The sequence below is a fragment of the Bacillus sp. C-3-6 genome, from assembly GCF_054509685.1.
The window spans coordinates 3284738-3297580 of record NZ_CM137247.1; the positions used below are offsets into that span (position 1 = coordinate 3284738).

General features: G+C 31.4%; 7 protein-coding genes. 4 read left to right on the forward strand and 3 right to left on the reverse strand.

Features of this window, described 5'->3' with window-relative positions:
* Positions 1-601 precede the first annotated feature (601 nt).
* Positions 602-2038, reverse strand: a complete 1437-nt coding sequence (locus ACW0JX_RS16905; RefSeq protein ID WP_089171535.1) for an MBL fold metallo-hydrolase — start codon at positions 2036-2038, stop codon at positions 602-604.
* A 66-nt stretch (positions 2039-2104) separates the two neighbouring features.
* The gene (locus tag ACW0JX_RS16910; protein WP_459244955.1) at positions 2105-3304 is read right to left on the reverse strand and encodes an NAD(P)/FAD-dependent oxidoreductase; all 1200 of its coding nucleotides are present in this window, start codon (positions 3302-3304) and stop codon (positions 2105-2107) included.
* 707 nt (positions 3305-4011) lie between these two features.
* Here ACW0JX_RS16910 and ACW0JX_RS16915 point away from each other — a divergent pair.
* Both ACW0JX_RS16915 and ACW0JX_RS16920 read left to right on the forward strand, forming a co-directional pair.
* Entirely contained in the window at positions 4012-4581 is a 570-nt protein-coding gene (locus ACW0JX_RS16915; protein ID WP_089171537.1) for a methyltransferase, read from the forward strand.
* 412 nt (positions 4582-4993) lie between these two features.
* On the forward strand, positions 4994-6409 hold the full coding sequence (locus ACW0JX_RS16920; RefSeq protein WP_089171538.1) for a phosphatidylinositol-specific phospholipase C: 1416 nt from the start codon (positions 4994-4996) through the stop codon (positions 6407-6409).
* A 271-nt stretch (positions 6410-6680) separates the two neighbouring features.
* Here the strand turns inward: ACW0JX_RS16920 and ACW0JX_RS16925 are convergent, their stop codons facing one another.
* On the reverse strand, positions 6681-8057 hold the full coding sequence (locus ACW0JX_RS16925) for a lytic polysaccharide monooxygenase (protein WP_459244956.1): 1377 nt from the start codon (positions 8055-8057) through the stop codon (positions 6681-6683).
* Between the two features lie 1393 nt (positions 8058-9450).
* Here ACW0JX_RS16925 and ACW0JX_RS16930 point away from each other — a divergent pair.
* Entirely contained in the window at positions 9451-10494 is a 1044-nt protein-coding gene (locus ACW0JX_RS16930; RefSeq protein ID WP_001204212.1) for a Fic family protein, read from the forward strand.
* 854 nt (positions 10495-11348) lie between these two features.
* Positions 11349-12842 carry a spore germination protein gene (locus ACW0JX_RS16935; RefSeq protein WP_098976448.1) on the forward strand — a complete coding sequence of 498 codons (1494 nt, stop codon included), beginning with the start codon at positions 11349-11351 and terminating at the stop codon, positions 12840-12842.
* The last annotated feature ends 1 nt before the right edge of the window (position 12843 follow it).

The window sequence follows — 12843 nt, forward strand, 5'->3', positions numbered from 1 at the left end:
GTCACGCCCAACGCCATTAAGGAGCATCTCAAATAGATTTAACGCGTCAATAAGTATAAAAAAGCGGGACAATAATATTAAATGAGGTGCCATTCGTAAAAATTAAAACCTTGTATTTATAGCTATTTCGATATGTTGTTCTGAAGCGTTAATACACTTTTAATAGGAGCTCCCTTTATCAAGAGAGCTCCTGTTCTTATTTCTTCTTCTTTTCTGTCGGTTGGCTTTGTTTAGCAAAATTAGATGAATCATCAAAATTCGGTTGCTTTTTACCAGCATTATTACTTCTACCTTTTCCCATATGTAATGCACCTCCCCTCCCCCTTACTATTCCCAATAAAAAAATTCTCTTGCATCCAAGAGAATTTTTGATTGGGTTCATATTGATAATACCTAAGTACTTCCAACACTACCATTCCATAAAAGATGGATCAAATGTTAAATTCATTAATGCTAAAACAAATATTACATTTTCATATTTACCGGATAATCAATTAATAATCCTAATGTATTTCCTGAAGCTGCAACAATTATGATTTCCTTGTCTAACACGTCATCTATAACTTCTTTTAATTATCCTTACCTATCATATAATATTTTCCTACACATTGAGATTGCATGTTGTATAAGGAAGCCCTTCTTTTTTCCATGCAAGAAATCCTCCCTTTAAATTCACTACTTCCTTTATACCAGCTCTTTGTAAAATACTAGCTGCTATAGCGGAACGTAGTCCGGTTCGACATTGCAAAACTATTGGACAATCTTTCGGTATATAATCTATCTGTTCAATTAGATTACCTAAAGTGATATGTATTGCATCATGAAGGTGTCCTTCCTCCCACTCTTTTTTACTACGCACATCGATAACCTTAACGCTTTCACCTTTTATATGCGGATATAATTCAATCGATGTTTTTTCTTTATAACTTTCAAATCTATCAAGTCTTTGTATTACTTTTAAGGGTGCAAAAGCAATAATATTATCTAACCCAATGGATTCAAATTCTCTAATAACTGCCTCCACTTTAACTTTTTCTTCATCTAGAATTATTAAAGTTTCTTTTTTATAATCTAATAACCATCCACACCAAGTTGTGAATGAATTGTTATAAGGTATGTTAATTGATTTCTCAATATGACCTGCAGCAAAACTCTCTACATCCCTTATATCAACTATTTGATGAACGCTCCTCAAAATTTCTTGAAGTTCTTCTACTGTATTAATAGCAGTACCTTTTCTCTTCTTACGAATTGGCGGACCATACTTATTTAAATTCTTCATTAATGAAAAATACTTTGGAGGCTCTGGCTGTCCCGTCAATAAAGTCGATACAAAATCACTTTCTTCAGTACACTGAAATGCCCAATTGAACATCTTTTCATAACCTAATGTAGAAGTTGGAATTGCTCCTAATGCTTTTCCACATGCGCTTCCTGCACCATGTGAAGGCCATATTTGCAAATAATCAGGGAGTATTTTTATTTTTTGTATAGAATCAAATAATTGTTTCGCTCCTATTTTTGCAGTATCTTTCATGCCGACAGCAGTTTCTAATAAATCCGGTCTTCCTATATCCCCTACAAATATAAAATCACCTGTGAATATTCCTATCGGCTTATCATTGGTATAGTTATTTTGACTTGTATCAGTTACTAAAAAAGAAATACTTTCAGGCGTATGCCCTGGGGTGTGAATTACATTAAATTTTATATGGCCTACTTTAAACTCTGTGCCCTCTCTAACCAATTTGTATCGACCTTCGTTAAGATATTGATATTTCCAATCACAATCTCCTTCATCAGATACATATAAATTTGCATGATAAAGATTAGAAAGTTCTCTAGATCCAGAAAGAAAATCTGCATGAATGTGAGTCTCAGCTGCAGCAATTACTTCCATCCCCTCTTTCTTAGCAAACTCTATATATTGTTCTATATAGCGACCTGGATCAATTACAATTGCTACACCTTCCTTCTGACAACCGACTAAATAGGAAGCATGTGCTAATTTTTCATCATAAAAATATTTTAAAAGCATAGTTATTCCCTCCAAATAGTTATTTCAAATTGTTTTTCAATTTTTATAACCACTTTTTATCTTCTCCTATAAGGTCCCTTTCAACATTAAATTCCAATACATATAGGGCAACATATATCTTTTAAGTAAAAACATACTATACCGTTCTTTCGCTTGATTAAATGGAAACGTTTCTTGGGGCTCATGTTCATAATTAAATTCAGCGAGTATAAGACTTTTATATCCTGTAACAATCGGACAGGATGTATATCCATCATATTTAGCATGCAAGTCTCTTCCGTTAATTACGTCCATAATATTTTGTTTTAAGACAGGTATTTGTTTTCGAATTGCCGCTCCAGTTTTAGAGGTGGGTAAATTGGTACAATCTCCAAGTCCGAAAATATTCTTATACTGTATATGCTGTAAAGTATAAGGGCTTATATCTACCCACCCCTGAGAATCACTTATCTCACTCTCTTTAATAAAATTAGGTGGCCCCATTGGTGGAACAACATGGATCATACTGTATGGTACAGTTTCTCTTTTCAGTGTTTGCGTATCTTCAAAAATTGCTTCTTTCTTTTCGGCAATAATTTCTACTAAGTTTTTATTATAATTTGTTATAATTTGCTTTCTTTCTAGCACTTGTTCTAAAGTATTTGCATAACGTGGAACCTGAAATATGTTAGCGTTCGCAGTATAAAACATTACTTCACTTTTGTTTCTTACACCGCTATTAGAAAAATACTCTTCTGCTAAATACATAATCTTTTGTGGAGCACCACCGCATTTAATAGGAGTATTGGGGTGGGTAAAAACCGCATTTCCTCCTTTAAATTTTTCAATTTCTCTCCAAGTTGAATCAACATATTTATAAGAGTAATTACTACAAACCCCATTATTCCCAATAGACTCTTTTAAGCCTTTAATACCTTCCCAATTCATTTGTATTCCGGCTGCTACAATAAGAATTTCATACTCAAGCAACAGTCCATCATCTAAAAGTATCTTATTTTCAGATGGACATAACTTAACAACACTTTTAGGGATCCACGTTGCCCCTTTTGGAATAAGTGATTCTTGATCACGCATCGTACTTTCCTTTGAAACAATTCCTCCCCCCACTAAACTCCATAGTGGCTGAAAATAATGTTTTTTTGACGGATCAATAATCGCTATACTTTCTTTCAATAGGGGGACATTTCGTAATAAATGTGCAGTAGAAGATAGTCCTGCAGTCCCGGCACCAATGACAATAATTTTATAACTATCTCTAGTCTTCATTATCCTCTTCCTATCTAAAATTGATTTTTAAATTAACTAATTAGTAGCCATATTTTCATCGTAGTAACATTATTATAAGTTAAAAACACCATAGTTTTATCATATTTAAGTGAAAATTCCGTTAATTACACCATTACCATTACTATATGCGTAAATCCCCTATGTTACTTCCATATTTTATTTTAAATAACAAAACCATATATTGTTACATCGAATAAAACTAATATCTTAAAATACTTTTCATGAATCCGGATAAGTAATGTTTAAAAAAAACAAGATCTAACATCTTAGCTGTTACAATAAATAGATTCACATAATTCACAACTAAGACAAGCATTAAATATCACTTAAGTTTCTTTACCTTTTTCTGTATATAATGATAAAAAATTGTGAAATTTTATCGCATTATACAAGACATTTAATATCAAATATATTACTTTTACTATGAACTAAATGTGTTTATAGGACTTTTTTAAATAAACAAGGTGCTAAATTAATTCTCAAGAAGTCATTACTATTACATTTATCTAAAAATTGAAAAAATATGTGTAGATGGATATCATCTTAAATACATATATGATTTTTAATTTTCTGACACGATTTCACATAATTCTTAAACTGATTTTTTGCGTACATTATGAAAAAAAATGCACCGTGTCAGTCTTTAAAAGATTATATATCAAAACTTTTAGAGAGGAAGAAAAACTATGAAGATGAAAAGGAAAATCATGATGACAACAGCACTTGCAGCTACGTTAGCTACAGGTGCACTACCTACTACCTCAGTGTTTGCTGCAGAAAAGGAGGCTCCCATTCAACCAAAAGAGGCACAATTAAGTATTCAACCTTTTGCACAAAACAATTTGGAAACAGCCGTTCAAGCTGCCTTAAATGGTCCAGAAGTCAAAAAAATCAAAGTATTTGAACATGAATTTAATGTAAAAGAAATAGAAGTAGTAAATCTAGGTGCAGGAAAAAAATATGTTAAGGGGCAAATCTCTCATCATTTAAGTTTTCGTCCAGATGATCAATTTTATTATGAGTTTACAGTACAAGATGGAAAGGTACTAGATAAACCTGTATTTAATATTGATAGAGGTGGTTGGACACCATTTGCTGCTCCACTTTTATCAATTCTTGCTGCGTATAATGGAATTCCAGTTAATCCAAATGATTTAAATGCACTTGGTCAGCAGATTGGTAAAGTTATAGATGGAAGCTGGGAACATGCAGCCCAATCAATTGCAACTGTAGTTAGTCTCAGTTTTAATGAGTAGAATTTTTCAATTTTTATTAGCAGTGTAGAGATCTGCTTTTTGTAATCAGCCTTGTTATAAGAGATTCTAAAACAGCTATTAATAAATTTTTACCACTCAATCACATTATCTTGACTTGTTTACCACCTTATCATTCATTATATGTCACAAAATAGAAGTCTTTTTTAGGACTTCTGTTTTGTTTGTATTCAATACGATAAACAGTTGTTTTTTGGAGGCTATACTTCGAGTTTTCAAGAATCTGTTTAGCTATTAGGGACAATTTATAATAAAAAATTATTAAAGTCTCAAATAACTTACTCCCCCTATTGTTAATTATTTTTAAATACAAAAATTTATTATCTTAAGAATGAAAAACAATAAATATAGTAAAAAATCATCTAACAATTGTTTAAAGGTCAGGAGAGAAAAAATGAACAAAATAAAAATGAGAAATTTCTTTAAAATTAGCATCCTTACTTGTATTACACTAGCAAGTTTAAGTACACCATCTACTATTTTAGCTGATAGTCATCCAGGTTACTCCTACGAATCCAATATAGGGTATCAAAATCCATCGTGGATGTCGAAAATAGAAGGTTCAACAAAAATAAGTGAAATATCTATTCCAGGGACTCACGGTACGATGGCTTTACATGGAGCGAGTTTTCTTGATGAAAATTTGACAAGAAATCAAACTATGAGTTTATCCCAACAATTAAATTCCGGAATTCGATATGTAGATATGCGTGTTAAACGTGTAAAAGATTCTTTTGCAATGTATCATGGCGTTGTAAATCAAAAAGCTGTGTTTGAAGATGTATTAAAAGAGACCATTCAATTTTTAAAAGATCACCCAACAGAAACAATATTAATGCGCTTAAAAGAAGAAACTACTCCTGAAAGTGGATCTCTATCATTTGAGGAGATATTTTTAAAATATAAAAACGTTAATGCTTCATATTTTTGGGATCCTAATTCCGTACCAACTTCAGATAGAAATAACCCTACTTTAGGAGATACCCGCGGGAAAATTGTAATCTTACAAAACTTTACATCCACTCAATTGTACGGGATTGATTACGAAGGTTTGAATATACAAGATAAATTTGAAATTGGAAGCGGACCAGACGAAATATATACAAAATGGATTGCGATAAAAAACCATCTACAAAATACAAATACTAATTTTAATAATGGAAAAATTTATCTCAACCATTTTAGTGGTACGGGGGGCGCAGCCGCATTTTTAAATAATGTATATCCTTGGTTTGTTGCAAGCGGAAAAGAGAGCAGAAATACTGACAGTAGTCCTAAATTGATTCAAACGAATTCCACTAATGCGTGGAGTGATTTCCCTCGCGATAGAAACGGACAAGTATACTATGGGGGGATGAATACACTTGGGACCGAACTCTTACAACAAGGCGCAATTAAACATTCTGGTATCATCGCAGCTGATTTTCCCGGTCCAGGTTTAATTGATAGTATCATTAAATTAAATGGTATACATTCAAATGAAAAGGAAATATTAATTTCACAAATATCATCTGAATCTAGTCCTTTATCAGGGCAACAAAATCGATCCAGCCAAAACTTTAAAATTGATAGTTTACCTGTAGGTACCAAAGAATTAAAATGGGTTATTGTGCCTTCAGAAAAAGATTATCCTTCTACTATTTCTTTCAATGTAATGATTGATGTTTCCCTAGGAATAGATTCCACTCGTTGGAAAAATATTTCACATGAATCTAGGACTGAAGCTTACACAAATACTAAATATTATATTGCAAGTCCAATTGGTGCCACTAGCAAATTCACAGTGAAAATATACGCTATTACAAATTAGAAAAAAAGAATCCCAATGGAATTCTATTGGGATTCTTTTTTAATTTCATTTCGTAAACATTAGGGTGGCGTTTAAATTTTATCCCGCATTAACGGGCGCCCGTAAAAGCCCGATTGGTGAGGGATGATAATCAGTGGGGGATGAACAAAACCTTCACTGATTAAAGTTTCACTTTATTAACATATCATTTAATCCATTAGATAATTATATTTGAAACAGCCCTTAATTTTTAAAGAGCAATCCAAAATTGTTTACTACCTTTTTCAGCTTATCATTTATTCAAAACTGGCTTCCAAAGCGATAAAGCAAAAATCCAATTTGAGTCGCCATTTCCTTGATGATTTTGAACTGCTTCATACACTTTCCCCTCATGTACTACTCTATCACCTTTAGTATATGCTTTTCTTGCATCCCATTTTTCATATACGGAATCCTCTGACTTTGTTGTTACATTCAAAACATCACTTCTACTAGATTCATTTCCAGCTAAATCAACCGCCGTCACTACATATTTATACGATGTATTAGCCTTCAAATCTTTATCCATAAAGGATGAATTAGCCGCGGTCCCAATTTTATTCATAACCCCAGCGCTTTCTCTATATACAATATAATGGTCAACACCTACATTATCTTCTGACGGACTCCACATCAAATCAACAGTTGTCGCTGTTGTACCCATAATATGTAATCCTTTTGGTTGACTTGGAGCCTCTATATCTGGGATTGCATGTGTTGTCTTAACCATTAGTTTTTCGCTTTCTTTTGATATGTTTCCAGCAGAGTCTAATGCCTTTATTGTATAGGTATATTCCGTATCTGCTTTTAACTTTTTATCAATAAAAGTTGTACCTGGTACCGTATCAATTACTTCTCCATTACGTAACACTTGATATTCTTTTACACCTATATTATCAGTAGAAGCCTTCCATGTTATTTCAACACTATTGGCAGAAACTTTAGAGGCATTTAATTCAGTTGGTTGACTTGGAGCTACTGTATCAGGTGTTTCATTATTTACTAAATTTACATCAATTACATTATAAAAGGCATTTGACGTATCTGCTACATCCCATACAGCTAAAATAACATGATAACCATTACGATCAGTTGGTACATTAATTGTATGTGTTAAATTATTTGATGCAGCCGAACCGTCATGTTTCACAGTACCAATTGGTTCTAATTCAGCACGTGTTAACGGTTTGTTAGGATCCCATCCCTTTTTTGTAATGTAATAATGCCATTTACTTGTAGAATGTGCTGCTGTATATTTCCATGTAAATGTATTTTCTCCACCCTTAATTGTGTTTTTGAACCAACGATTTGTTGTTTGTTGGTCAAGAGTTCCTCCAAATAATCCTCCTGCCGAAGCGATTTTCCCATCAATCGGTCCACCATCTGGAAACCCTTTAGGTGCTTCTAGACTTTGAGGTTCATACATTACATTTCCACAATTTAAATTTAATGCCCCATAATTCTGACTACATAAAGCAGCACGACTACTCGGTTTTTCAACAAACCCATGTGCATACGCACTTTGAGGAATCATTGTAATTGCCGTCACCCCTGCAGCCAGAACACAAGCACCAATTCCTTTTTTACTTTTTCTTAATCTTTCCAATTTAGATGTTAATTTCAAATTCATTCTTGTCCCCCCAATATATTGTTCTCGCTAATATAATAGCAATATAGGGATAAACGAACAAATCACCAATTAATATATTAATATCTCTCATAAATTGGTACATTTATTATTATTTTTAATCTCCTATAAAAATAAAGTAAATACAATTACGCTATTTTGTAACATTATGTATTTAAAGAAGACTAAAAACTCCGTTTGATTTCACAAAAAATTCAAATATTAAAACAGATAATTAAATCATGTAGGAAAAATAAATTTTTTATATTACAAAAAAAGCAAAAAAAGTCTGGAAGAAACCGATTATATCCGTTTCTTCCAGACTTTCACTTCTTTTATACCACCACAAATCCTTTAACCTTAAACATATACACTTGAGGTTAAAACCCACATAACTAATATTATCTATATATTGACTAGCTTCTAGATGTTAAAATTCATAAATTAATAGTAACAAATCAAATAAAACAAGCCTTTTAACAAACACATATAATACTCCTACTAATTCAAACTAACGCTTAATTACTCATAAAATAACTTAAGGTATCTAGCTTAACTATATTTTCTTTATTAATAGCCATTTTCTATCCTGTATTTCCTTACTTTAAACAGATTATCAAGAGATTATTAATGTCCAAGAAAAGAGAAATGATTTAAAAATCCAATTTTAATTATCGTATTTCAATAATTTGTTGTGTTATTTTTATCTAATAAGGTACAGAAACAAAGGATGAACTTCAGTGTGCTTGAGAAAACGTTCTTAGGGTGGAACGTTTAAAGGGTACTTTAGTACTGAGTTTTTATTAAATGTTCCTGTACCTAATATTTAAATTAACGTATGTCAAAATATTTTACAATACGAGTATTAAACGTTACATATTTTTATATAAAATGATACATTTCATCAACACGCCTCTTCTAATCTTTATGATAAATATAGAAAATTCAGCTCTTTAGGATTTAATTTTAGAATTCTCATAAAAGTATATAATAGATTAGGCACATAATTGTCACAAATTAATAGTTTATCTACTTTTTGATTAGCTATGAAAACTTTATTACCACTTCAATATTTACCGCTAAACTAAAGCACCTCTGTACCTACAATTTCTTAAAATTCTTTTAAATAATCTTTCAAAAGAGTCAATAGTTTTATATTTTTTATTTTTTTATTGTACATTTGTACATTTGATGTTAGGATTATGCCTATTAAAATTGAATCCTAACGATTCTTCTTTATAATTTCCATGTTTTAATTGTTAAATAAAAATATTGATTCTGATATATATTTAAAATCAGAATGAAAATGTCGTTATTTTACAATGATGTCGTGGCATACCTTTAGAATGGAAAGATATATGCAACAACGTGTTAAGGGGTTACAGGGGGAACAAAAATGAGAGACTTTTTTGATGATAAGTATAAAAATATTGAATTGAAAAGGAGGTTAATAAATTTAATAAGTGAAATTAGCGAATTCAAAGGAAAATTAGCTGCTTATCAGGAACAAAACCCGGACATATTTAATAGCTTAGAAAAAACTATACCACTACATTACATAAAAAATTTCACAACTATTTACGAGGATATAAAAGTTCCTAATAAAAGATTAAAAGAACTTATTTTAGATGATATCGTACCTCAAAATATTTCGGAAGATGCTATTTTTTGCTATTATCAAACACTTTCTTTTGTACATAAAAACTCCTGTACTTTATTAATCAATCCAGCAACTATACAGGAATTACATTTTCAACTAATACATTACATTACCTCTGACAGTGCCAAATGGCGTGAAAAACCTTTTATTATTCCAGGAATTCCAGAACATGGAATGCACTTGAATAGTTACCGCATTCTTCCGCATGAACTTATTCCACAGTTTATGGAGCAATTATGTGATCAATACAACTCATTAAATACTAGTAAGGGGCTTCATTCACTTTTATTAATAGCTCGTTTTATATTAAATTTTTATTGCATAGTCCCTTTCAATCAAGGTAATAACAGGTTGGCATTTATGTTAATGCAATTGCTGTTAATTAGGAGTGGACACACATTTGTAAAATATGTATGTTTGGATAAATATATTAAGAAACATGAATCTGATTATTACAATTCGATTTATAAATCTTCGGTGAATTGGTACTGCGAGGAACATAATAATAGCTTTTGGTTAAAAACGTTTTTAACAATTATATTAGAGGCTTACAAAGATCTTCATAACACAGTTCTAGATTCTATATGTAAACATACTAAAGTTGAGAGAATTCAGAATTTTATACTTAAACAAAAACAACCCTTTACTAAGGAAAGTATTCGTAACACTTATCCAGACATTGCAGAGAGCACAATCAGTAAGGCTTTAAATTCCTTGCAACTGTTTGGCCATATTAAGCTAGTTACAAAAGGAAGAAACGCAAAGTGGATTAAAATTTGACCATACTTTCAAGATATCTGAGGTTCACAAATTCAATAATAACTTTATCATTGAATTTCATTTTCCTTTTAAGCTATTATTACTTTTTTAGTTATTTCTAATTCCAACAAAACAGTTTATAGGAAAAGGTCCGCTTCCCTCCGCCTTTTCCTATAATAAAATTAAATATAAACATAGAATAATTGTCGAAAAAAGTCGCATTTTAATATTTTTTCTTTATTTTCTGGTTGTAAACGTTTCACTTTCATGTTACCATCTTAATCAAACAATAGATGGTAATAAAAATGAAAGTATTTCTTTCCCTTAGAAACATATAAACGTACGGTAATATCAAGAAAATAAGGCCAAAGAAATATTTGATACCTACCAAAATAATGAATAGGAATTTTGTTGCGCTGTTTTTTCTGATAATTAAGAAAATGCATTTTGTCCCTAAACAAAATTTGTTGGTGCGCAAAATTCAAATACACTAGAACATCCAAATAAATGAAATATCCTTTTTCATTGAGTATTAAGGTATGAAAAAAGAATTCTTCCTACAAAATTTAGCTGATTAACATAAAGACATCTAAATTACTACCTTTATCGCCATCTATTGTTGACAACATATTTACCAAATAAAAAGAACCTATCGAGGGTTCTTTTTATTATAATCATTCAAATTTCAATTCTATCTTAATACTTACATTTCCACACAAATTACATCTACTTTTTGCTCTCAATTATTGAATTAATAATATAGCACATCAAATTTATTAATTCTTATCTTCAATTAGTTTAAATTAGTGAATAAAATTCAATCATATAAAAATAATAAATACAACTAATCGTTATATATTAAAGAGGTGTCAATTTTGTCCTTAAATGAAGAGACCTTAGAAACTAAGACAGATAAAACCATTGAAAAGATCCAAACAAGTAACTTAAAACAACTTAAAAATACACTAGATAATATCTTTGATATTAGTGCAGATTTAATTGAACATCCTTTGCAATTAAAAACAAACACGAATATTTTACTATATTATTTTGAAGGCCTTACAGATGGTGTTGCATTAAAAACCAATGTTGTTACACCATTATTACAAGAAGTAAATGACGACAGTCAAATATTTAATTCTAATATTATTGCTACTCATACCAAAATAGTATATACATGGAATGAAATTAAAGAAGGATTACTTGAGGGGCAATGTGTACTGTTTATGGAGAAAGAAAAGCGGTCACTTCTAATAAATACAAAAGGCTGGGCAGAGAGAGCAATTCAAGAGCCAATTTCAGAAGTTACTATTAAAGGATCCCATGATGGATTTATTGAAAATGCCACAAAAAATATAGGTCTTATCCGTCGATATATTCCTTCTACAGAGTTAAAAATCAAAAAGCTGACGATTGGAGAACGAGCCACTTCTTTAGTCTATTTAATTTACTTAGGTGATGTAGCAAACGCAGATGTAGTCCAAGAAATTGAAACTAGAATCTGTAAAATCAAAACAGATGCGGTATTAAGTATTGGAGAGCTATCTAATTATACAAAAGATCAAAATTGGACTCCTTTTCCACAGGCTTATTTAAGCGAGCGCCCAGACGCCATTTCAAATCATATACTTGATGGGAAAGTAGCAGTATTAATGGATAGATCCCCTGGTGCAATGGTTGTTCCTATGAATTTGATTGGATTTTTTCAAACCCCAGATGACTATAATATTCATTGGCTCATCGCATCATTTTTTCGCTTATTACGATTTGCAGGATTTATTATAGCTATTTTTTTACCCGCATTTTATATTGCTATAGTCTCTTTTCACTTTGAAATTATTCCTATAGACTTATACACTTCTATTGCAACATCAAGAGTCAAAGTCCCTTTCTCCCCCTTATTGGAAGCTTTTATAATGGAAATTACACTAGAAATGCTACGTGAAGCTGGTATTCGCTTACCACAACCAATTGGACAAACTATTGGGATCGTTGGAGGGATTGTAATTGGACAGGCAGCTGTTCAAGCTGGTCTTGTTAGTAACGTTATGGTTATTATCGTATCTATTACAGCCATTGCTTCATTTATTGTTTCTAATTATGATTTATCAAGTTCTATACGCCTTATCCGTTTTCCAATGATGTTATTGGCCTACTTTTATGGGATTGTCGGTATTGTTAGTGGATTAATGCTCTTATTTGCTCATTTTGTTTCACTAACTTCCTATGGTTCACCATACGGCATGCCAATCGCACCATTTCGTCTCCAAGAGCTAAAAGATTCTTTTGTAAGATTTCCTATTTCGATGATTACCACCCGCTCGAGTACAGGACAGCCGAAACAAAGAAAGAAAAAAGAAGGTGGTTAAC

Coding starts and splice junctions, on each gene's coding strand:
- ACW0JX_RS16930 (WP_001204212.1), top strand. CDS start 9,451: ATGAGAGACTTTTTTGATGATAAGTATAAAAATATTGAATTGAAAAGG.
- ACW0JX_RS16905 (WP_089171535.1), bottom strand. CDS start 2,038: ATGCTTTTAAAATATTTTTATGATGAAAAATTAGCACATGCTTCCTAT.
- ACW0JX_RS16910 (WP_459244955.1), bottom strand. CDS start 3,304: ATGAAGACTAGAGATAGTTATAAAATTATTGTCATTGGTGCCGGGACT.
- ACW0JX_RS16925 (WP_459244956.1), bottom strand. CDS start 8,057: ATGAATTTGAAATTAACATCTAAATTGGAAAGATTAAGAAAAAGTAAA.
- ACW0JX_RS16915 (WP_089171537.1), top strand. CDS start 4,012: ATGAAGATGAAAAGGAAAATCATGATGACAACAGCACTTGCAGCTACG.
- ACW0JX_RS16920 (WP_089171538.1), top strand. CDS start 4,994: ATGAACAAAATAAAAATGAGAAATTTCTTTAAAATTAGCATCCTTACT.